The sequence below is a fragment of the Pseudomonas sp. SWI7 genome, from assembly GCF_006351945.1.
In the GTDB taxonomy this organism is placed as follows: domain Bacteria; phylum Pseudomonadota; class Gammaproteobacteria; order Pseudomonadales; family Pseudomonadaceae; genus Aquipseudomonas; species Aquipseudomonas fulva.
In genome coordinates this window covers 1,810,241-1,832,088 of sequence record NZ_CP040930.1, presented here as the reverse complement: position 1 = coordinate 1,832,088, position 21,848 = coordinate 1,810,241, and the positions used below count along the sequence as shown (strand labels likewise).

The 21,848-nt window shown below is 62.4% G+C and carries 22 protein-coding genes; 11 read left to right on the top strand and 11 right to left on the bottom strand.

What is annotated here, in order from left to right; translation table 11 throughout:
• The first annotated feature begins 18 nt into the window (after positions 1-18).
• Positions 19-396: a response regulator gene (locus FH041_RS08220; protein WP_027914716.1), complete on the top strand. Its 378-nt coding sequence runs from the start codon at positions 19-21 to the stop codon at positions 394-396.
• Between the two features lie 81 nt (positions 397-477).
• Here the strand turns inward: FH041_RS08220 and FH041_RS08215 are convergent, their stop codons facing one another.
• Positions 478-1,347 (bottom strand): DMT family transporter, encoded by an 870-nt coding sequence (locus FH041_RS08215; RefSeq protein WP_028686989.1) that lies wholly within the window; start codon positions 1,345-1,347, stop codon positions 478-480.
• Positions 1,348-1,471: 124 nt separating this feature from the next.
• On the opposite strand from FH041_RS08215, the gene FH041_RS08210 reads away from it, so the two are divergent.
• Positions 1,472-2,854, top strand: coding sequence for a PLP-dependent aminotransferase family protein (locus FH041_RS08210; RefSeq protein ID WP_088522967.1), 1,383 nt, complete (start codon positions 1,472-1,474; stop codon positions 2,852-2,854).
• Between the two features lie 106 nt (positions 2,855-2,960).
• Positions 2,961-4,385, top strand: a complete 1,425-nt coding sequence (locus tag FH041_RS08205; RefSeq protein WP_166741476.1) for an MBL fold metallo-hydrolase RNA specificity domain-containing protein — start codon at positions 2,961-2,963, stop codon at positions 4,383-4,385.
• Here FH041_RS08205 and FH041_RS08200 read toward each other — a convergent pair.
• Positions 4,358-5,269: a LysR family transcriptional regulator gene (locus FH041_RS08200; RefSeq protein WP_088522966.1), complete on the bottom strand. Its 912-nt coding sequence runs from the start codon at positions 5,267-5,269 to the stop codon at positions 4,358-4,360. The two genes, FH041_RS08205 and FH041_RS08200, sit on opposite strands and share 28 nt — an antisense overlap.
• A gap of 94 nt (positions 5,270-5,363) precedes the next feature.
• Between FH041_RS08200 and FH041_RS08195 the strand changes: the two genes are divergently transcribed.
• Entirely contained in the window at positions 5,364-6,533 is a 1,170-nt protein-coding gene (locus FH041_RS08195) for an MFS transporter (RefSeq protein WP_027914721.1), read from the top strand.
• 32 nt (positions 6,534-6,565) lie between these two features.
• Here FH041_RS08195 and FH041_RS08190 read toward each other — a convergent pair whose 3' ends face one another.
• Entirely contained in the window at positions 6,566-7,189 is a 624-nt protein-coding gene (locus FH041_RS08190) for a glutathione S-transferase family protein (RefSeq protein WP_140174391.1), read from the bottom strand.
• A gap of 166 nt (positions 7,190-7,355) precedes the next feature.
• On the opposite strand from FH041_RS08190, the gene FH041_RS08185 reads away from it, so the two are divergent.
• Both FH041_RS08185 and FH041_RS08180 read left to right on the top strand, forming a co-directional pair.
• Positions 7,356-7,658, top strand: a complete 303-nt coding sequence (locus FH041_RS08185) for a DUF3077 domain-containing protein (RefSeq protein WP_088522965.1) — start codon at positions 7,356-7,358, stop codon at positions 7,656-7,658.
• A gap of 83 nt (positions 7,659-7,741) precedes the next feature.
• Positions 7,742-8,464, top strand: a complete 723-nt coding sequence (locus FH041_RS08180; protein WP_059183110.1) for a hypothetical protein — start codon at positions 7,742-7,744, stop codon at positions 8,462-8,464.
• 7 nt (positions 8,465-8,471) lie between these two features.
• On the opposite strand, the gene FH041_RS08175 is transcribed toward FH041_RS08180, so the two are convergent.
• The 3 genes from FH041_RS08175 to FH041_RS08165 all read right to left on the bottom strand — a co-directional run bounded on the left by FH041_RS08175 (position 8,472) and on the right by FH041_RS08165 (position 11,666).
• Positions 8,472-9,008, bottom strand: a complete 537-nt coding sequence (locus tag FH041_RS08175) for a WYL domain-containing protein (RefSeq protein WP_027914725.1) — start codon at positions 9,006-9,008, stop codon at positions 8,472-8,474.
• A gap of 228 nt (positions 9,009-9,236) precedes the next feature.
• Positions 9,237-11,090 carry an ABC transporter ATP-binding protein gene (locus FH041_RS08170; protein WP_140174390.1) on the bottom strand — a complete coding sequence of 618 codons (1,854 nt, stop codon included), beginning with the start codon at positions 11,088-11,090 and terminating at the stop codon, positions 9,237-9,239.
• Positions 11,091-11,216: 126 nt separating this feature from the next.
• Complete coding sequence (locus FH041_RS08165; protein ID WP_059183109.1) at positions 11,217-11,666, bottom strand: GNAT family N-acetyltransferase; 450 nt, start codon at positions 11,664-11,666, stop codon at positions 11,217-11,219.
• Between the two features lie 219 nt (positions 11,667-11,885).
• Here FH041_RS08165 and FH041_RS08160 point away from each other — a divergent pair, with 219 nt between their 5' ends.
• The 5 genes from FH041_RS08160 (at position 11,886) to FH041_RS08140 (ending at position 15,189) form a co-directional block, all read left to right on the top strand.
• Complete coding sequence (locus FH041_RS08160) at positions 11,886-12,791, top strand: LysR substrate-binding domain-containing protein (protein ID WP_027914728.1); 906 nt, start codon at positions 11,886-11,888, stop codon at positions 12,789-12,791.
• A gap of 84 nt (positions 12,792-12,875) precedes the next feature.
• Positions 12,876-13,580, top strand: a complete 705-nt coding sequence (locus FH041_RS08155) for an SDR family oxidoreductase (RefSeq protein ID WP_027914729.1) — start codon at positions 12,876-12,878, stop codon at positions 13,578-13,580.
• Positions 13,581-13,639: 59 nt separating this feature from the next.
• Positions 13,640-13,882: a hypothetical protein gene (locus FH041_RS08150; RefSeq protein ID WP_023536082.1), complete on the top strand. Its 243-nt coding sequence runs from the start codon at positions 13,640-13,642 to the stop codon at positions 13,880-13,882.
• The gene (xth, locus tag FH041_RS08145) at positions 13,879-14,691 is read left to right on the top strand and encodes an exodeoxyribonuclease III (RefSeq protein ID WP_132578772.1); all 813 of its coding nucleotides are present in this window, start codon (positions 13,879-13,881) and stop codon (positions 14,689-14,691) included. Before FH041_RS08150 ends, xth begins: the two co-directional genes overlap by 4 nt.
• Before the next feature lie 270 nt (positions 14,692-14,961).
• Complete coding sequence (locus FH041_RS08140; protein WP_028686992.1) at positions 14,962-15,189, top strand: hypothetical protein; 228 nt, start codon at positions 14,962-14,964, stop codon at positions 15,187-15,189.
• A 17-nt stretch (positions 15,190-15,206) separates the two neighbouring features.
• On the opposite strand, the gene FH041_RS08135 is transcribed toward FH041_RS08140, so the two are convergent.
• The 5 genes from FH041_RS08135 to FH041_RS08115 form a co-directional block, all read right to left on the bottom strand.
• Positions 15,207-16,220, bottom strand: a complete 1,014-nt coding sequence (locus FH041_RS08135; protein ID WP_140174389.1) for a UV damage endonuclease UvsE — start codon at positions 16,218-16,220, stop codon at positions 15,207-15,209.
• Between the two features lie 27 nt (positions 16,221-16,247).
• Positions 16,248-18,440, bottom strand: a complete 2,193-nt coding sequence (locus FH041_RS08130) for a xanthine dehydrogenase family protein molybdopterin-binding subunit (RefSeq protein ID WP_028686994.1) — start codon at positions 18,438-18,440, stop codon at positions 16,248-16,250.
• Entirely contained in the window at positions 18,437-19,438 is a 1,002-nt protein-coding gene (locus FH041_RS08125) for a xanthine dehydrogenase family protein subunit M (RefSeq protein ID WP_027914734.1), read from the bottom strand. Before FH041_RS08125 ends, FH041_RS08130 begins: the two co-directional genes overlap by 4 nt.
• The gene (locus FH041_RS08120; RefSeq protein WP_028686995.1) at positions 19,435-19,941 is read right to left on the bottom strand and encodes a (2Fe-2S)-binding protein; all 507 of its coding nucleotides are present in this window, start codon (positions 19,939-19,941) and stop codon (positions 19,435-19,437) included. Before FH041_RS08120 ends, FH041_RS08125 begins: the two co-directional genes overlap by 4 nt.
• A 97-nt stretch (positions 19,942-20,038) precedes the next feature.
• The gene (locus tag FH041_RS08115; RefSeq protein ID WP_028686996.1) at positions 20,039-21,826 is read right to left on the bottom strand and encodes a thiamine pyrophosphate-requiring protein; all 1,788 of its coding nucleotides are present in this window, start codon (positions 21,824-21,826) and stop codon (positions 20,039-20,041) included.
• Positions 21,827-21,848 lie beyond the last annotated feature (22 nt).

The window sequence follows — 21,848 nt, the reverse complement described above, 5'->3', positions numbered from 1 at the left end:
AATTTCCAAGGTTTCGATATGAGTGAAGATGCACAAGATGTGGTGCTGGTCGTCGAGGATGAACCGGCTATTCGCATGATTTTGCGGGACTACCTGGCCGGGGAGGGGTACCACGTGCTGGTAGCCGAAGATGGCGAGCAGGCGTTTGCCATCCTGGCTAGCAAGCCGCACCTGGACCTGATGGTGACCGACTTCCGCTTGCCCGGTGGCATCTCAGGCGTGGAAATCGCTGAACCCGCAGTCAAGTTGCGGCCAGACCTCAAGGTGATCTTCATCAGCGGCTATCCAGCGGAGATCCTGGAGTCCGGTAGCCCGATCACCCGCAAGGCGCCCATCCTGGCCAAGCCGTTCGACCTCGACACATTGCATGACAAGATCCAGACCCTGCTGCGCTGACAGCGGCAGGTTAAACCAAAGCGGGTGGCCACTGGTTCAGCAATCAGTGGCCTGGTTCCAGTTCCACCGCAGGATTGAGCGTCAATGGGCGAACCGCTTGGCCCCGGCAACACACAGCACCGCACCCACCGTCACCGACACCATGGCCCAGCTCACCTGCTCGTGCAGCAAAACTGCTGCCAAACCCAGCCCAATGAAGGGCTGTACCAACTGCAATTGGCCGACCGCCGCAATCCCGCCCTGGACGAGCCCGCGGTACCAGAACACGAATCCGATGAACATGCTGAACAACGAGACATAACCGAAGCTGAACCAGGCAGAGGCGCCGACTTGCGTCAGGTTCGCCATCGTGGGCATGGTGATGACCGCCAACACCAGCATCGCGGGCAGCGCGAGCAACAACGACCAGCTGATGACCTGCCAGCCGCCCAATGTGCGAGACAGTCGTGCACCTTCTGCATACCCCAATCCGCATACCACGACTGCCGCGACCATCAACCCATCACCCACTATCGAAGCCTGCCCTGCATAGGCCGATGCATAGCCCGCCACCAACCCGGCACCTGCCAACGAAAATGCCCAGAACAGCGGCCTGGGACGCTCGCCGCCGCGCAGCACGGCAAAGCCGGCGGTGCACAGCGGCAATAGCCCCACAAATACGATGGAGTGGGCGGAGCTGACGTGCTGCAAGGCCAATGCAGTCAGTAGCGGAAACCCGACCACGACGCCGAGCGCTGTCACGGCCAGGGAAGGCCAATCGCCTCGTCGAGGCTGGGGCTGACGCAGCAAGATCAGGCAACAAGCACCCACCAACGCGGCAATGGTTGCCCTTGCGCAGGTCAGAAAGGTGGGTTCGAACGCTGCCACTGCCACGCGCGTTGCGGGCAAGGAGCCTGCGAAAATGACCACGCCGATAAAACCGTTGATCCAGCCGCTTGCTGTTCTCTGCATCTCGCACTCCTTGTCGTCAATGAAGCCAGTACAACACCGATGTGCGCGCAGATGCCATGTACAATCCAGTACAGTTTGGCGGAACTGTTAGGTATTGATGGGCAGTACAGGTGGGAAGAATCCAGTGAAAGAGCACAGCACGCGCATTGCAAAAGTCATGGCTGAAATCCATGCCCGCATCGCGGCCCGTACCTATTTGCCCGGTGCGCGGATACCTTCAGTACGGGCAATGGCGCAGAGCATGCAGATCTCGGTGTCGACCGTGGTCGAAGCCTACGAACGACTGGTGGCCGGAGGGGTACTCCATGCCCGCCGTGGCGCCGGGTTTTATGTGGCAGGGGGCGCGGCGCCCTTGGTGCTGACCGAGCTGGGACCCAAGCTTGAGCATGAGGTCGATCCACTGTGGATCTCTCGCCAGGCGCTGGAACCCGCTGGCGCCCTGTTGAAACCTGGCTGCGGCTGGCTTCCTGCGCACTGGATGTTCGAGGCTGGAGTGCGCAAGGCGCTCCGGGCTACGGCGCGCTCGCAAGCCGAGCAGGTGGTTGAGTACGCATCGCCGCAGGGCCATCGGCCGCTGCGCGATTTTCTGTCGCGGCGACTGGCCGGCTTTGGCATCGACGCACCGGCGGAGCAGGTCATGCTCACAGAGTCCGGCACGCACGCCATCGACCTGATCTGCCGTTTTCTGCTCCAACCTGGTGACACCGTACTGCTCGACGATCCCTGTTATTTCAACTTCCATGCCTTGCTCAGGGCCCACAGTGTCAACATCGTCGGTGTGCGTCAGACCCCTACCGGCCCGGATATCGATGCATTCGGTGCTGCCCTGGCGGCGCATTCGCCACGGCTCTACATCACCAATTCCGGCATTCACAACCCAACAGGTGCCTCCCTGTCACCGGGCACTGCGCACCGGCTGCTCAAGCTCGCTGAGGCCTCGGGCCTGTTGATCGTCGAGGACGACGTTTTCGCCGATTTCGAGCATACGCCAGCGCCCAGGCTCGCAGCCTTCGATGGCCTGGCCCGGGTCATCCAGATTGGCAGTTTCTCCAAGACCGTCTCCGCTTCGGTCAGGTGTGGGTATATCGCCGCACGTCATGACTGGATCCAGAGCCTGGTCGACCTGAAGATCGCCACCACCTTCGGAGGCGGTCGTCTGGCAGCGGACATCGTTCACCATGCGATCACCAGCAGCGGCTACCGCAAGCACATGGAGACCGTGAGGATGCGCCTTGCCATCGAAAGGGACAGAACGGCTGAAAAGCTCAAAGCGCTCGGCATCATTCCCTGGCTGATGCCACAGGCAGGGCTGTACCTGTGGTGCCGTCTGCCGCAGGGCAAGGACGCGGCCGCGTTGGCCAAGGTGTGCTTGAACAATGGCGTGGTGTTGGCGCCTGGGAACGCGTTCAGCCAGTCCCAGACGGCAGGCGATTATGTGCGTTTCAATGTTGCGCAGTCAGCCGACGGGAAAATCTACGAGGTACTGGCGCGGGCTCTGAATGCCTGAGCCTTGCGCCTGGGTAGGCCCGCGAACCCTGACGCCCGAGCTTTTCTGAACCCTCGTCAATCGGGCAGTGCCCAACGTTACTCCAGGCTCAAGCAGGCTAGCCATCATGGACCACCCAGAAATCATTCACCACGGCGCCCGTGAGGGCGTGACCGGCTCCTGCCATCAAGTCTGGATGGACCAGACGGCCAGCTTGCTGATCGACTGCGGCGCCTTTCAAGGCGAGGACGAAGATCAAGGCGGGGAGGGCTTGGCCCTCGACTTCGCCATCGATGGCGTCAAGGCCCTGATCGTGACGCATGTACACCTGGATCACGTTGGGCGAATCCCTCATCTGCTGGCTGCGGGTTTCGAGGGACCGATCCTGTGTAGCGAACCGTCAGCTCAGTTGTTGCCCATCGTACTCGAAGACGCGTTCCGGCTCGGTATCAGTGACGATCCCGAGCAACTGGAACGCTATCTCAAGGTTGTGGAGCAGCGCACCATCGCATTGCCCTACGGCAACTGGTTCACGCTCCACGAAACCGAGGCTGCCCACTGCAAGGTCAGGCTGCAACCGGCCGGCCATGTGCTGGGTTCGGCGTATGTGGAACTCGACATGCAAAGGCCAGGCGCGACTGCCCAACGGGTGGTCTTCAGTGGTGATCTGGGGGCGCCGCATTCGCCACTGTTGCCAGACCTGACGCCTCCCGAGCGCGCTGACCTGCTGATTCTGGAAAGCACCTACGGTGACCGTCGGCATGCCGACCGGAGGCACCGGCGTGAACGCTTGCAGGCCGTCATCGAGCGGGCGCTGAAAGACCAGGGTACGGTGCTGATCCCTTCTTTCTGCATCGGCCGCACCCAGGACTTGCTCTACGAGCTAGAAGAAATCCTCCACGAGCACGAATTGGCGGGAAACGATCAGGCCAACAGCGGCCCGGAAGTGGATTGGCCACACTTGCCGATTATTCTCGATTCACCGCTGGCTAGCCGCTTCACGCAGGTCTACAAGGGCTTGCAAGGGTATTGGGACGAATCGGCCCAGGACCGTATCAAGGAAGGGCGCAAACCCCTGTCCTTCAAGCAACTGATCACCATCGACAGCCATGAGGAGCACCAACGCATCGTTCAGCACCTGGCCGAAACGGCTCGGCCGGCGATCGTCATCGCGGGCAATGGCATGTGCTCGGGCGGGCGTATCGTCAACTACCTCAAGGCGATGCTAGGTGATGCCCGGCACGATGTGGTCTTCGTCGGTTACCAGGCCCATGGCACACCTGGCCGGGACATCCTGACCCACGGCCCGGAAGGCGGGTACGTCATGCTGGACGGCGAACGCATAGACATTCGTGCCGGGATCGAGCGTGTGGAGGGCTACTCAGCCCATGCCGACCAGGCGGATCTGGTCGGTTTCGTCACGCGAATGCAGGTTTGGCCGTCGCATATTCGCCTGATACACGGAGAGCCTGAGGCCAAGCAGTGCCTGGCCGGCGTTCTGCAAGCGCGCTATCGCGAGAGCGGTCACGAGGGACTTGTGCACATCCCCTGATGGTTAGCGACCAGAAAGTCCACGAACACCCGCACGCGTGCGGGCATGTTCGGTCCACCGGCGAAAACGGCGTGGATGGGCTCCCGGTCGCCTGGATTGAAGGCCTCGAACAGTGACACCAGGCGGCCGCTGGCCAGGTCATCGGCGACGGTGAAGGTGCCTATCCGCGCGATGCCTGCGCCCAGCCTGGCCAACTGGGCCAGGGCTTCGCCGCTGCTGCACTCGATGTTGCCGCTTACCTTCAGTGCGAACTCGCGACCGTCACGTACGAACGGCCAGTCCGACGTGGCTCGCCTGAAGTTGAATCGCAGGCAGTTGTGCTTTGCCAGGTCCTCGGGTAGCAAAGGGGTGCCCCACCGGCTCAGATAGTCTGGCGAGGCCACGACCACCTGGCCCGTTTCATCGATTTGCCGAGCATTCAGAGAGCTGTCTGGCAGCGTGCCGAAGCGCACAGCCACATCGGCCTGGCCACCGAGCACATCAACGACTTCGTCACTCAGGGTCAGGTCGACCAATACCTGCGGGTACTGCACGCTGAACGCCGCCACCAAGGGGACGATGCGCAGTCGGCCGTGCCCAAGTGCAGCGCTGACGCGAACTCGACCACGGGGCACGCCCTGGTCCGTAATGGCCTGCTCCACCTCCTGAAGGTCGGTCAGCACGCGGCGTGCCCCGCGTAGATAAGTCTCGCCTTCGGGTGTGAGGGTAATCGCGCGCGTGGTACGCAGCATCAGCCGTGTTCCAAGACGCTGCTCGGTGCGCGCCAGTATGCGGCTGACGGCAGAGGGTGTCAGGCCCAATGCACGGGCGGCTGCCGACAGGCTGCCTGCTTGCGCCACCTGGGTGAACACCTCCATCTCACCTGATCGTCCTGTCAGATCCATTTGTGCCTCGTACGCAAAGGTGGTTCGCACAATCGCTATCTAGTGCCTTGGTGAAACAGATCGTAGCATTCACGGCACAGATAAGGAGTTAGCCATGCGTATCAATCCACCCCTTGTAGCACTCGCCATGGGCGCGTTCGGTATCGGGGTTACCGAGTTTGCTCCCATGGGCATGCTGCCCAACATTGCCACTGACCTGGGTGTGTCCATTCCGGCCGCTGGTCTGCTGGTCAGCGCCTATGCACTGGGTGTGCTGATCGGCGCCCCGCTCATGACCCTGGCAACCGTACGCGTACCGCGCCGATACCTGCTGATCGGGCTGATGGCCATCTTCACCTTGGGCAACCTTATGTCGGCCCTGGCCAGCGACTACGCCAGCCTGTTGGTCGCACGGGTAGTGACCTCCCTCAACCACGGCGCCTTCTTCGGTATAGGTGCCATCGTCGCGGCCAGCGTGGTGCCCGCCGAGAAACGTGCCGGCGCCGTGGCCGCGATGTTCATGGGCCTGACGCTGGCCACCATCGGCGGTGTCCCCCTGGCAACCTGGTTCGGCGAGTTGCTCGGCTGGCGCACGGCGTTCTGGGGCATAGCCGGGCTCGGCCTGGTGGCGATGACCACGCTGTGGTATGCCTTGCCCAATGTGCCATCGCCCAAGGGCGACGGTGCGCTGGCCGAGATACGCGTGCTGACACGTGGGCCTGTGTTGGCAGCCTTGCTCCTGACCGTGGTGGGCTCCAGCGCGATGTTCACGGTGTTCACCTACATTGCGCCCATCCTGCAAAACGAAGCCGGCGCGTCTACCGCATTCGTCACCTCCATGCTGGTGCTGTTTGGTGTTGGCCTGACCCTGGGTAACGTCTGGGGCGGCAAAGCGGCGGACCGGTCCGTGGATCGAACCCTGATTGTCTCGCTCGCCATATTGATCGCGGTACTGCTGGTGTTCCCACTCGTAATGGGCTCATCCCTGCTTACTGCCGGCGCCATCCTGGTCTGGGGCGCAGCCAGTTTCGCCCTGGTTCCGCCCCTGCAGATGCGCGTGATGGAGGCGGCCAAGGATGCACCCAACCTGGCCTCGGCCGTGAACATCGGTGCTTTCAACCTGGGCAACGCCATCGGCGCTGCATTGGGGGGCGCCGTGATCAATGGCGGCCTCGGTTACTCGGCCATCGCGCTGGCGGGCGCAGGCACCGCAGCGCTGGGCTTGATAATGGTGCTGACGTTCGCCTGGCGTGGTCGTCACCAGGTTACCCAGGTCGCGGCCTGAGGCATGCGCCTTCGCGAAGGCTGTGCTAGCTGTCAAGGCGTGCCGTTACGCCCATGTTCGTGATAGGCCGGGCGCTCGCTCAGGCGCTCGTAATAATCGCGTAGGGCAGGCAGGTGAGGGTGTTCGAGCGGCGTTTCGAACCAGCGGTTGACCGACAGGCCTATGGGAATGTCGGCCAGGGTGAAGTCACGCCCGGCTACATAGGCGCCGGTGCGTGCCAACTGGCGCTCGAGAATGAGCATATTGCGCCCCCAGTCGGCACAGGCGTTGGCCAGGGCATGCGGGTCTTGATGGGCGGGGGAGTGTCTGACCAGCGACAGGAACGCGTAGCGCCAGGATGCGTTCAGGTCCGAAGCCTGCCAGTCGATCCATTGGTCGATCCTGGCCCGAGTACGGGCCTCCCCCGGGTAGAAGGCTGCTGGGCCATAGCAATTGGCCAGGTAGCGAATGATGCTGTTGGACTCCCACAAGGTGAAGTCGCCGTCCTGGATGACCGGCACCATGGCATTGGGGTTGAGCGCCAGAAACGCTTCGCTGTCGGTAGCCTGGAAGCCCGTTCCCCAGTCCTCCCGCGCGAATGGGACCTGGAACTCCGCGCACGCCCACAGTACCTTGCGTACGTTGATCGATGAGGCTTTGCCCAGTATGCGCAGCATGTTGACATCCTTGTAGGCGGAGCTTCGATCCTCGGTGACCGACGGCAAACGGTCAAGAGGTAGCGATCGTGTAGGCCCTTTCTGAAATTGCGCGCAGGTACTTGCTGCTCGTTGTGCTCAGGGAAGCACCTGCCTAGTCTCGGCTCTCCAGACAGGAGCAAACAGCATGGACAATGACATCACCAGCCCCCCCCAAGGCCCCACCGTGGTCAACGCAACCCGTCGATTCGCGAGCGCCGGTACCGACCTGGTCCAGATGAAGCCAGCGTTGCCCTTGCGTACTGCCTTAGTGGAAGCATCCGTCATCATGGGTTGCATCACCGAGCTTACCCGCAAGGCCATCGACAAGCCTGCAGACCGCAAGAACGCAATGCTCGCCACCTGCTACCTGGCCGCAATGGCCAAGGCCCTCATCGACGGGCAATTACAGGCGTTGCGCCATGTTCGTGAGGACGATGTCGAACGATAGCGGTCAGGCGCTTGCTTGGGGGCCGCGAACTTGGCACCCTTGGCGGCGCGTATCGCCTGTAACTCGACAAAAGGAAGAGTGCATTGAGCTGGGACAAGGTGGGGAAACTCCTCGTAGCCGTTCTGATCGGGCTGGCGGCCCTGTTGTTCGTCTACAAGGCAGTGATGGGCAACCCGCGCCTGGAAGCGTCGCTGACCTACGCGTACCTGACCTATCCGGGACAGTTCAGCGAGCGTATCAGCAAAGCCAGCGAGCAGCTCAAGTACGAGCAGTTGAGTGCACGCATAAACACGATCGGCCAAGGTCAACTGAGCCGCGACCAGGTCGACCGGCTGGTCGAGATGGCACAGGCGCCTTATGCCCAGCTGTTTGCAAAACCTTTCGAGGCCGGCCTGGTAGACCACCGGACCGGCTTGCTCATCGAGTTGCAGAACACCGGCAATGCCCCCGTGGATCAGGTAAGGATCCGCTTGCCCTCCAAAGGCCTGGTGCAGATCCGGGATTCGGCCGGCAATGACACCTTGCTCGAGGCGGCCACCGCTCAGCTCGAGATCCCGGCGATCGAGGCCGGCGGCTCCAGCAAGGTCTGGGTGTATTTCGATGCTGACTATTCGCAGATTCGCCAGAGTGGGGTAGGCATCAGCTATGCCGAGGGGACGGCGGATGTGCAGGTGTATCAGTCGGTCGCCGGCTTCCCGGCCTGGGCTGCCCGCTACAGCACAGAGCTGATGGGGCTGTTGATTGTAATGGGGTTGAGCGTGTTGGCACTGGGTTACGCCTGCCTGTCCCGCCGGCGGCCGGCCTAGGCATTGCTCAAGCGCCGGTGTCGTGCAGTGCCAGGCTCTGACGCAAGTGCTCCAGCAAGGCCAGGCGCACCGATTGCGGCCCCTGAACGCGGATCGCTCCGGCCTGGGACAGCAGCCAGCCCATCAACGCTCGATCATCCGCTACCGTTGTGACCAGGATGGCACCGCCGTTGGGCAGGCATGTGAGGCGCATACCTGTGCCCAGCGGATGCATCTCCAGATGATGGTAGAGCGACTCGTCCACCCAGGCGTGCAATTCCACTTGAGCGGGCGCATCCCCTGGCGCGGGCGGTGCCCCATCGCGCAATTTGCGTCCGGGCTGCCAGTGCCAGCTATACGGCATGCACGCGCTGTTGCACTGCAACGGGAACAGCCCTGCCAGCTCCACCAGGTCACGCTCGACCGTACGCTTGGTCGTGGCATGGCCCGCGCTCGACAGTGCCGCCTGTAACTGCGTGCAGCTCATGCCGGGATCGCGGCCCGGAAGGAGCTTGAGGAGTTCCCACTGGCGGGCGATGGTGTGACGCGATGACTGACTGGGCAAAGGCTCTTCCTTGAGGGGCAGACAATGAATGCCTAACTGGTGGCTTTAAGCTACCGGAGGATACCGTTTCGCAGGTTTTGAACCAAGTCATTCATACCCGTGAGGCAAGCGACGAGCGCAAACGGTGTCTTCGTACTTGCAACGCCATCGCCCCCGATCAACGACACAGGGGCGATGGGTTAACGCTCGAACATCATCTGTCCAGGCAACGGGTCAGCGTGCGCCCACTCAGTTGAGCGCGTGCGCCATACCCTGGTCTTCGCCAAGGAAACCACCGCTCTGGTGCTGCCACAGGCGCGCGTAGGTACCGTTTTTCTCGAGCAGCTGGGCGTGGGCGCCTTGCTCGATGATGCGCCCTTCATCCATCACGATCAGACGATCCATGGCGGCGATCGTAGACAGGCGATGGGCAATCGCAATTACAGTCTTGCCCTCCATCATCTCGTCCAGGCTTTCCTGGATGGCGACCTCTACCTCCGAATCCAGTGCACTGGTTGCCTCGTCAAGCAGCAGGATAGGTGCGTTCTTGAGCATCACCCGGGCGATGGCGATGCGCTGACGTTGCCCACCGGACAGCTTGATACCGCGCTCACCGACCATGGTGTCGTAACCGGTGCGGCCCTGTTGGTCGCTGAGCTGGCTGATGAACCCGTCGGCTTGCGCATCGCGGGCGGCGGCCTGGATTTGCGCGTCGGTGGCGTCCGGCCGTCCATAGGCGATGTTCTCGCGTATGGTGCGATGCAGCAGTGACGTATCCTGTGTCACCATGCCGATGGCGCTGCGCAGGCTGTCCTGGGTGACCTTGGCTACATCCTGGCCATCGATACGGATCTGGCCACTGTCCACGTCGTAAAAGCGCAGCAGCAGGTTGATCAGCGTCGACTTGCCAGCACCGGAGCGGCCGACCAGGCCCACTTTCTCACCCGGCTTGATGTCCAGACTGAGGTCGGTCAGTACCTGGCGCTCACCGTTGTAGTTGAAACTGACCTTGTCGAATGTCACTGCGCCACCACGGGTCACCAGAGCGGTGGCGTCCGGGGCGTCCTGCACTTTCGGACCGCGCGTCAGGGTGGCCATGCCGTCCTGCAGTGTGCCGATATTTTCGAACAGTGAGGTCATCTGCCACATGATCCAGTGCGACATGCCATTGATGCGCAGGGCCATGGCAGTGATGGCCGCCACAGCGCCGGTGCCCACTTGGCCCTGGTGCCACAGCCACAGCGCATAACCGCCTGCACCAAGGATAAGCCCTACCACCAACGCCTGGTTGACGATCTCGAACTGGCTCACCAGACGCATCTGCCGGAAACCGGTCTGCTTGAAGTCCTCCATGGCCGCTCGGGCGAAATGGGCTTCGCGCTTGGAGTGCGAGAACAACTTGACTGTAGTGATGTTGGTGTAGGCGTCGGAAATGCGCCCGGTCATCGACGACCGCGCGTGGGCCTGCTCTTCGCCTACTGCGCCCAGGCGTGGAACGAAATAAACCATCGCCAGCCCGAATAGCACCAGCCAGGCAATGAACGGCAGCATGAGTTTCAAGGCAAAGCCGCCGGCCAGGGCGATGATGGCGATGAAATAAACGCCAATGCCGGGCAGGATCTCGATGACCGTGAACAGCACCTCGCGCACGGCCAGTGCAGTCTGCATGACCTTGGTGGTGACGCGCCCTGAAAACTCGTCGGAGAAGAACGACAGGCTCTGGCGCAGCATCAGCCGGTGAAAATCCCAGCGCAGTCGCAGCGGCAGGTTGATGGCCAGCACCTGGTGCTGGACCATGGTGCGTAGCGCCACCAGGCCGATGCTGATCACCAGCACGATGCCAATGCCCCACAACACGTGGCTTTCCTGGGCGGCAGCGGTGTCGCCGGCCTGCCAGGCTGACAGCAGGTCCACCACCTGGCCGAGGAAGCTGAACAGCCAGGCTTCGTAGAGGGACACGCTAGCGCTGAGCAGGGCCAGCGCAAGAATGTAGCCGCGCGCCCCACGGGTGCACGCCCACAGGAAAGGCATGAGGCCAACGGGGGGCGGCGGCACCTCATCGGGAGGGAAAGGGTCGAGCCTACGCTCAAAGATACGAAGCATGCAGTGTCTCCGGAAAAACGAATGGCGTGGCTGCCCTGGTACTTCACCAGCAGTGCCCGCCTTTACATAGACACAATGAGTGTCCATCTGATCAAAAACTTCAGCGCCATGGGCCTGCGTAAGGCTTCACATGCTCAAGACCTTTTGCATTGGCTGGTAAATCAGCCCCGCGTGCTCCCCAACTTCACCTGCCTGGCTGAAGCCATAACGCTGATAGGCCGCCACCGATGGCAGCGACGCGCTTACCGTAACCGTCTGGCTGCGGGCATGGCCGAGAGCGGCCTCGATCAAGCGGCGGCCGATACCCTGGCGCTGACGAGCGGGGCATACGAAGAGCATTGCCACATGACGGCCTTGCTTGAGTTCGACCAGCCCCGCAAGCCTTCCTTGGACCTCGCACACCAGCATGAGGTTGTCACCTTGCAATCGCTCTGCAAAGGCGTTCACGCTCGCCACTTCGGTGAATGTCGTGATGGCCTGCACAGGCAAAAGTGGCGCTACCGAATGCATGAACGAAGCCATGCACAGAGCATTGGCCTGATCGAGTTCATGGCGAGAGAGGGTGCGTATTTGCATGCTGACGGTCCGTGTGGGCAAGCGGTGAGCTAATAGTACCAGCGCTTCTTTCTGGCAATTGCAAAGGAGTGTATTCGTGCCTGCTTGAGCGTGCAGCCGGAGAGTTGCTGATCGATTCCATATCACCAGGCGAGTACCCAGTCCTGGACGCTCATCGACTTCCTGCACGGATGGGGCTAGCCTCGTGCCAACCTGCCCAGCCTGGATCGCCTACCCCCTATGCCTGCCGTTTTTTCCGAGTTGCCGTCCCTTGGCGCCCTGCGGGTGTTCGAGGTCGTGGCGCGGCATCTCAATTTTGGCCTGGCCGCCGAAGAGCTGGGTGTCACCCAGCCCGCCGTGGCCCAGCAGATTCGGGGGTTGGAACGCGCCTTGGAGGTACGCCTGTTCGAACGCCTGCCTCGAGGCCTGGCATTGACCGACGCTGGCCGCGGGTATAGCGAGACCGTGCGTACGGCAATGGCCATGCTCGATGAGGCAACGCGCCGGCTGCGCCCTGCGCCTTCTCATATCACCGTCAGCGTGACACCCACTTTCGCCGCCAAGTGGCTGATCCCCAGGCTCGGTGGACTGGCCGAGCGCTACCCGACATTGGATGTGCGAGTATTGGCCACCGATCGTCTGTCGCATTTTCATACCGACGGCGTCGACCTTGCCGTGCGTTACGGGCGGCCACCTTTCGGGCCAGGGCTTGAGCAGGCACTGTTGATGGGTTCGGAGATCATCGCGGTGGCGAGCCCCACCCTGGTAGCGGCGCTTGGCCCGCCTGAAGACTTCGCAACACTGGAGCGCTATGTAGCTCTGTGTGATGCCCACGACTTGTGGCCGTCTTATCGCGCGCAGGTCTATCCCGGTCACCCTGCCGTTGGTGCAAGGTCAGTCCAGTTCAACCAGACATCACTGGCCATTGACGCGGCCATTGGCGGGCAGGGCATTGCGCTGGCAGAACGCGCCTTCGTGGCTCAGGAGATCGACGCAGGGCGCCTGGTCCAGGTTGCCGAATCGCATCTGCGCCCAGACAAGGCGTTCTACCTGGTGTGGCCACGCAAAGCTCGAGACGCGCAGCAGCTGCAGTGGGTCATCGACTGGCTCAGGTCAGACGCAGGCGATAGAAAAACTACTGGCTGACGCGTTGGGAGCTATCTCCCTCGCTTCTCTGCCCCTTGGTAGCCTGGTTCCTGTACCCACTCGATGCCCATCACAGGAGACAGCATGACAAACGAAAAGGTTGCAATCATTACCGCAGGTGGCAGCGGTATGGGCGCGGCGGCGGCCAGGCGCCTGGCCGCCGATGGCTACAAGGTCGCGATTCTTTCGTCCTCTGGCAAGGGAGAGGCCTTGGCCATGACGCTGGGCGGGCTGGGCGTGACGGGGAGCAACCAGTGCATGGAGGACCTCGAGCGGCTGGTCGAGGCAGTCATGCAGCGGTGGGGCCGCATCGACGTGCTGGTCAACAGTGCTGGCCACGGGCCTCGGGGGCCTGTGCTGGAACTGAGCGACGCCGACTGGCATGCCGGCATGGAGACCTACCTGCTCAACGTCATCCGGCCGACACGCCTGGTCACGCCGGTGATGCAGCGCCAGGGCGGCGGGGTCATCGTGAATATTTCCAGTGCCTGGGCCTTCGAACCCAGTGATCTGTTTCCCACTTCCGCCGTGATGCGTGCCGGGCTCGCTGCGTTCAGCAAACTTTTCGCCGATACGTATGCACGTGACAATGTGCGCATGAACAACGTGCTGCCGGGGTGGATAGACAGCTTGCCGGCCCTTGAGCAGCGTCGCGACAGCGTGCCGCTCAAGCGCTATGGCAGCAGCGACGAAATTGCCGCCACGGTCGCGTTTCTGGCAAGTGACGGCGCCGCCTACATCACCGGGCAGAATATCCGGGTCGACGGTGGCGTGACGCGAAGCGTCTGAGTTGAACGATGCGCTCAAGGCAAGCTCACAACCCCAAAGGGTTTCACAGGAGCAGTGCGATGAGTATCGAACGCAGTATCCCTGAACTCGCGGCCTGGTACGCGCAGTACGACGACATCAGCTACCGCCGTGAGTCACCCGATGCCTACCACCATGAACTGGTGCGTACCGCCGAAGCGTTGCGTGACGATGGCATCATCGATTGGGACGATTGGCTGGCGCTCAAGGCCTTGGCCGACCAGGCGCATGTGCATGCCCTCGAAGATGCCGTGCGCGCCCATGTAATCGACCCTGACACATGAAAGCGCTGAGGATTGCCACATTCAACATCAACGGCATTCGCAGCCGGCTGCCTGCACTGCTGGCCTGGCTCGAACGTGAAAAGCCCGATGTGGTCTGCCTTCAGGAGCTCAAGGCACCCGACCATCAGTTCCCGGGTAAGGCTCTGGAAGCCGCTGGCTACGGGTATCTGCACCTGGGCCAACCTGCCTGGAACGGAGTGGCGATCCTGGCGCGCGGCAGCGAGCCGCTCGAGGTACGGCGAGGCTTGCCGGGCATGGAGGACGACACCCAGAGCCGCTATCTGGAGGCAGCGGTGCATGGGGTGTTGATAGGGTGTTTGTACCTCCCCAACGGCAACCCGCAACCAGGTCCGAAGTTCGACTACAAGCTGCGTTGGTTCGAATGCCTGATCGAGCATGCCCGGCAGTTGCAGGGCAGTGGTCACCCCACCGTCCTGGCCGGTGACTTCAATGTCGTGCCCACGGACCTGGATATCTACGACTCCAAGTCCTGGCAAAAGGATGCGCTGCTGCAACCCGAATCGCGCGATTGCTTCGAGCGTTTACTGGCCAGCGGCTGGATCGATGCTATCCGGCACCTGCATCCGCAAGAGCAGGTGTTCACGTTCTGGGACTACTTCCGCAACCATTGGGCGCGCAATGCGGGTCTGCGCATCGATCACCTGCTGCTCAACCGGGACTTGGCGCCGTACCTCAAGCGAGCGGGCGTCGATGCCTGGGTGCGCAATGAGCCCAAGGCCAGTGACCATGCCCCGACCTGGATCGAGTTGGGGAGTCGGCGCAGCCGCAAGTCGGCTGGAGTCACCTAATAAGGTCAGGAGCTCAAGCGCCTGATTGCACGATCCTATACGCATCTTTCCAGCTGCCCTGTACCCCATCCATCATCTCTTGAGTTCCCCTATGGGAGCGGTCCGATGCCCCGGCAAGGCCGCTCCCACAGGGGGAGCGCTGGCCAGGCGTCAAAGCTGCGCTTACAGCCAGTTACCTGCGCGTACGACTTAATGAACGTCATAAACATGCATGAGTCTACTTGATGCTTTCTCTTAGCGTGACTAATACTAAGGAACGGCCGGTGAGGGATGATCATGCAGATGCGATTCGTTGTGGTTCCAGCTGTACCGCAAACAAAAGAATGGCTGCCACGGCGACTCGGCTTTCGATCATCACTGGGGGAGGGCTACGACCTGTACGACACGCAGGACAAGGTCAGGCTGAGCCTGAACCTGCCTACTCGCGCACAGGCCGAGTACGAGTGCAGCTGTCGCAACGGCTGCGAAGTGGCCGGTGACCTGACCGGAAGCGGCTGAGGGCCTGCCCGGCCCGATCAAGCCAGGTAGTCGTTGAAGTAGTCAAGCGTGGCCAGGTTCTTGTCCTTGGACTCGAACATGATGTCGAACCTGTCGAGAAACTGAAGTGCGTAGCGGTTCGTCCAGCGGTTCCACATGCGAGCGCTGTGGGCGTACAGATCGCGTTTGTTCACCTGTTCCAGCAACTCACCGATCACCAGCTTGCGATCAGGCCCGAACCCCAGCGCCTGCAGGTGCTCCGGGGGCTGAGAGTAGTGCATGGTGGGGCGTACGCCGCGCCAGCTCCCGATCACCCGCTCAACTCGCGTATCGCCCGGGTCGATGTAGTCACCCTCATGAATCCAGCAATGGTGGATATCCAGCACCACCGGCGCCAGGTCAGCCAACGCCAGGCAGTCGTCGAGCCCATAGGTCTTCTCGTCATTCTCGAAGGTGATCACATTGCGGGCCACCTCGGACAGGCGTGGCCATACGGTGCGAATCCCCGCACCGCCCAGCCGGCCGGCAATGTGCACATTGCATTTGAAGTCCTGGAAGACCTGCCCGTAACCCATCATGCGGATCATGTCGGCATGGTATTCGAATTCGGCCAGGCTGTTCTCCACCACCTCGGGGCGGTCCGAGCCCAACACGCAGTACTGTCCAGGGTGAAATGACAGGCGTATCTGCCTGGCGCGCGCGAAAGCACCGATGGCGGCGAAACGTTCGGCCATCAGCGCTTGAAAGTCGGCCTCGCGGTACACGTGGGCCACGCTAGGGTGGCTGTACAGCGGCAGCAGGTCGCTGCTCAGGCGCAGCATGCGCAGCGCCTGGGGCAGCTGGGCCACATAGTCGAGCAAGCGCAGCTGGGCCTGGAGGTTGTGTTCCGCCAGTTCAAGCAACTTGTTCCGAGCCGCCTCGCGGGAGGCGCCCGAAACCCAACGCAGCGTCGTGCTGCGCGGGTTGAACGTACGCTCGATGGTCTCCAGCTCCTTGACCGACAAGCTGCGGTGCGGGTGTCGGTACATGCAGGCGAAACCCAGGCGTGGCATGCGATTACTCCAGAGGGCAGGGCCCGTTTACAGCAGCTTGTCCAAGGTGATCGGGAACTCGCGGACCCGCTTGCCGGTGGCGTGATAAATGGCATTGGCCACGGCCGCAGCGACACCTACCACGCCGATCTCGCCCACGCCCTTGGAGCCCAGCTCGTTGACCACATCATCGTGCTCTTCCACAAAGATCACCTCGATATCATCAATGTCGGCATTCACCGGCACGTGGTACTCGGCCAGGTTGTGGTTGAGGATGCGGCCCAGCGCATGGTCGGTCTGGGTTTCTTCGTGTAGCGCCATGCCGATGCCCCACACCACGCCCCCCAGGATCTGGCTGCGCGCTGTCTTGGGGTTGACGACCCGGCCTGCAGCCACCGCACTGACCACGCGCTTGACGCGCACGGTCCCCAGGTCTTCGTCCACCGATACCTCGACGAAGACCGCCGAATGGGTGGCAGTGGAGTAGGGCTTGCGCTTGTCGTCAGGGCCCGCCTCGACCTGCACCTCGAAGCAGGCCTGCTGGGCACTGGGCAGCAGGTCGGCGAGGGCGAACGAATGCTCACCGGCGCTCACCTGGCCACCTGCGATCACGAAGTCGGAATCGTCCAGGCTGGCCAGGCTCTGGTGCTGTTGCCTGGCTTGCTCGACAACCTGCTTGCGCAGCTCCAGGCACGCTTTGCGCACGGCAGAACCGACGGAGGACACGGTGAACGACCCACCTTGCAACGGCGCCTTGGGCAAGGAGGAGTCGCCAAGCAGGAACGTGACATCGGCCATGTCGAGGCCCGCGGCATCGGCAGCGATCTGCGTCATGACGGTATAGGTGCCGGTGCCGATGTCCGTGGTGGCGCTGCTGACGGTCAAGTGCCCGTCACAGCCCAGACGCGCCTTGGCGCTGGCTTGCATCTGCATGGCTTCCCATACACCGCCGGCCATGCCCCAGCCTATGCGTTGATTGCCGTCCCGCATCGAGCCGGGCGCAGCCTGGCGCTTGGCCCAACCAAAACGCTCGGCCCCTTGTGCGTAACAGGCTAGCAGTTCCTTGCTCGAGTAAGGCTTACCCTCATTGCCATTGTGGCTGGCGAAGTTTCGTCGCCGCAACTCGACCGGGTCCAGCCCTGTTGCGCAGGCCAGTTCGTCCATGGCGCACTCCAGCGCCAGCATGCCCGAACCTGCACCCGGCGCGCGCATGTCCAATGGGGTGTAGACGTCCAGTGGGGCCAAGCGGTAGCTCAACGCGACGTTGTCGCATTGGTACAGCATGCCGCTCCACTCGACGACGTGCTCGGCAAAGTCTTCAAACCGTGACGTCTGGCCGATGGCGTCATGCCCAATGGCAGACAGGCGGCCTTGCTCATCGGCCGCCAGGCGCAGGCGTTGCTGTGTGCGTGGACGGTAGCCAAAGGTGAACATCTGCTGGCGGGTCAAGGTCACGCGCACCGAGCGCATCAGGTGCAGGGCAGCCATGACCGCCAGGGGCAGCTGGTACTGGGGACGCAGGCCGGAACCGAAGGCGCCACCGACGAAGGCTGCCTTGACGCGCAATTTTTCCTTGGGCAGTCCGAATACGTTGTGCACGTATTCCTGGCAATTCTGCGTGCCTTGGGTCTTGTCGTGGATGACCAGGCTACCATCGAGCTGGTAGCACACGGTGGAGGCGTGGGGCTCCATCGGGTTGTGGTGTTCGTTGGCCGTCCAGTAGGTGGCGTCCACGCGGGTAGGGGCGCTGGCATACCGGCCTGGGAAGTCACCACGGGGCTCAGGTGTTTCAGCCGGCGCCTCGTGTGCTTGACCCAGTACCTTTTCCAGGTCGGATTCATGGCTTTCCTGGCTGTAATCGATCTCGACCAGCGAGCCCGCATGCCGAGCGATTTCCAGCGTCTGTGCGACGACCAGTGCGACGGGCTGACCGCTGTAGAACACGCGGTCATTGAACAACGGCCTGAAGGGTGAGCCCTCGGCTGCATCATCGTCACTGTAGTCATCGTCGTAGCTGGAAATGCGCGGACGGTTGATGTGGTCCAGTACTGCCACCACGCCTGGCACCTGTAGCGCTTTGTCGCTGTTGACCTTGACCACCCGGCCGCGGGCGATGGTGCTGGAAACGACGCTGCCGTGCAGCAGGCCTTCTTCCGGGTAATCGGCGGCATAACGTGCCTGGCCGGTGACCTTCGCTGCGCCGTCGACGCGGTCCGCTGGGGTTCCTACTACCTTGCTCATTGCGCGTCCCCCTCGAGGCTGCCGCCGGCGGCGGCCTCGTTCAATGCCCGAATGATGGCTTGTTGTGCCAGTTGCACCTTGAAGCCGTTCTGGCTCAGGGGTTGTGCCCCTTGCAGCAGGGCAGTGGCCACTTGCGTGAAGAGCTCGGTGCTGGGCGCCTTTGCTTGCAACATCGCTTCGACAGCTTCGTTGCGCCATGGCTTGTGGGCCACGCCACCCAAGGCGATGCGGGCCTCCTGAATAACCCCGCCTTCGATGTGCAGGGCAGCGGCGACCGAGACCAGCGCGAAGGCATAGGAGGCACGATCACGTACTTTCACGTAGCGGAAATGCTCGGCGAAGCCTTGATCAGGCAGCTCGATGGCGGTAATCAGCTCATCAGGCGCCAGGTGGTTGTCCTGCTGCGGCGTATCGCCGGGCAGGCGATGGAACTCGGCGAACGGAATCTGGCGTTTGGCGGCGGGCCCTTGCACATGCACCACGGCCTTCAGGGCAGCCAATGCCACGCACATGTCCGAAGGATGAGTCGCCACGCAAGCCTCGCTGGCGCCGAGAATCGCATGAATGCGATTCAAGCCGCTGCGTGCCGGGCAACCGCTGCCGGGTTCGCGTTTATTGCAAGGCGTACCGGTGTCGTAGAAGTAGTAGCAGCGCGTACGTTGCAGCAGGTTGCCGCCGGTGCTTGCCATGTTGCGCAACTGAGGCGATGCACCGGCCAGGATCGCTTGCGACAGCAGTGGGTAACGCTGGCGGATGAGCGGGTCCCAGGCCAGGTCCGCGTTGCTGACCAACGCGCCGATCATTACACCGCCCGCGTTGGAGGACTCGATACGGTCAAGTTCCAGTCCTGTGATATCGATCAGTCGCTCGGGCCGTTCGACATTTTCCTTCATCAGGTCGACCAGGTTGGTCCCGCCTGCAATAAAACGCGAGGACGCATTGGTCAAGCGCAGTGCCTCGTCCAGCGAGGCAGGCTTGTGGTAGCTGAAAGGGGTCATGTGCGTGCCCTCTTGATCAGCGGCAGGGCCTGTTCGACGGCGGCCACGATGTTGCTGTAAGCGCCGCAGCGGCAAAGGTTGCCGCTCATCTGCTCGCGGATGTCGGCACGGGTATGGGCGTGACCTTCATTGGCGAGGCCCACGGCCGAGCAGATCTGGCCAGGGGTGCAGTAACCGCACTGGAAGGCGTCCTGAATGATGAATGCCTGCTGCATGGGGTGCAGTTGGTCACCCTCGGCCAGGCCTTCGATGGTGACGAGGTCGGCACCTTCGCACATCACGGCCAGGGTCAGGCAAGCGTTCACCCGGCGGCCGTCGCGCAGCACGGTGCAGGCGCCGCATTGGCCATGGTCGCAACCTTTCTTGGTGCCCACCAGGTCCAGCTGCTCACGCAACAGGTCGAGCAGGGTGGTCCAGGGTTGTACTGTCAGGGCCTGGGGTTGGCCATTGAGGGTGAAGTTCAGGGTCTGCTGTGCAGCGCCCTGTTCAGGGAGTGCAGTCATGGTAGGTCCTCACGGTTCGATTGCGCACAGTAGGCTGTGTCTATGGAGTGCGACTGGTCAGGCGCCCGGAACGTTCATCCCAAGCGCCAAGCCCTTGTCATTTCTTGCCTGGAAGCACCGCGCTCAGCACTTGCTTGGCGGTCTGCACGATCACGCCGGCTTCATCCGGGTCACCCTTGAGCAAGGTGGTCGCAAACTTCCTGGCCTGCTCAAGTTTCAGGTGCGGTGGCAGTGGCGCTACGTTGGGGTCCGTCTTGAACTCGATCAGGACTGGGCGATCGGCCGCCAAGGCACGCTCCCAAGCGGGAGCGACATCTTCTTCACGCTCGACGTAGATACCCTCAAGACCAATCGATATGGCGAACAAGTGATAAGGCACATCAGGGATCGACTGAGAGGCTTCGAACTTCGGATCGCCCTCCATCACGCGCTGCTCCCAGGTCACCTGGTTGAGGTCTTCGTTGTTGAACACCGCGCAGATCCACGTGGGGTTTTCCCACTGCTGCCAGTATTTGGCCACTGTGATCAGCTCGGCGAGGTTGTTCATCTGCATGGCGCCGTCGCCCACCATGGCGATCACCGGCCGGGTCGGATGGGCGAACTTGGCAGCAATGGCGTAAGGTACGGCCGCACCCATGCAGGCCAGGCCCCCCGACAAGGAACACTGCATCCCTTCGCGGATCATCAGATCACGGGCGTACCAGTTGGCGCACGAACCTGAATCACTGGATATGATCGCTTGGTCCGGCAGGCGCGGGGAGAGCTCATGCACCACTCGCTGCGGGTTGATCGGGTCGGCCTTGACCAAAGCGCGTTTGGTCAATGTCTTGTCCCAGCTGGCGCGCCACTTCTCGATTTTCTTGCGCCAGCTGTGATCAGGGCGCGCGTGCAGCAAAGGTAGTAATGCCTGCAACGTCTGCGCCGCGTCACCGACCAGGTTCACCTCCATGGGATAACGCAGGCTGAGCATGTCGGGTTGCAGGTCGATTTGCACGCCGCGCGCCTGACCTTCCTTGGGTAGGAATTCGGAATACGGGAAGCCAGAACCAATCATCAGCAGCGTGTCACATTCGGCCATCAACTTGTAACTCGGCTCCGTCCCGAGCAGGCCGATGGCGCCAGTCACCCACGGCAGCTCATCGGGCAGCACGCCCTTGCCCAGCAAGGCCTTGGCAACGCCAGCACCCAGTTGCTCGGCCACTGCGGCTACCTCGTCACTGGCACCCAGCGCGCCGGCCCCGACCAGGATGGCGACCTTGCGTCCGGCGTTGAGCACATCGGCGGCGCGTTGCAGGTCAGCATCGAAGGGAACCACCTTGGGTTTACTGTAACCAACGCCCGAATGAACGGTGCCATGGGCGCGGGGCGGGTCTTCGTAGGGCAGGTCCTGCAGATCGTTGGGCAGAATCACGGCAGTCACACGTCGCTCTCCAACGGCCGTGCGCACGGCGCGGTCTACCAGATGACGTACCTGTTCAGGCGTGGATGCCTGTTGCACGAACGCACCAGCGACGTCCTTGAACATCGAGACCAGGTCCAGCTCCTGCTGATAGTGACCGCCCAAGGCTGCGCGCGCCTGCTGGCCCACGATGGCCAGCACCGGCTGATGGTCCATGCGCGCGTCGTACAAACCGGTCAGCAGATGCGAAGCACCCGGGCCGGACGTCGCGATGCAGACGCCCAGCTCGCCAGTGAACTTGGCGTGGGCACTGGCCATGAAGGCAGCCATCTCTTCGTGCCGGGCCTGGATGAATTCGATCTTGCCGCCCGCGCGGTTCAGGGCGCCGAACACACCGTTGATCCCGTCGCCCGGGTAACCAAAGATGCGGCGTACGCCCCATTGGTACAGCCGCTCGACCAGAAAATCGCCTACAGTGCCGCTCATTGTCTTCTCCTGCCGCGTCTCG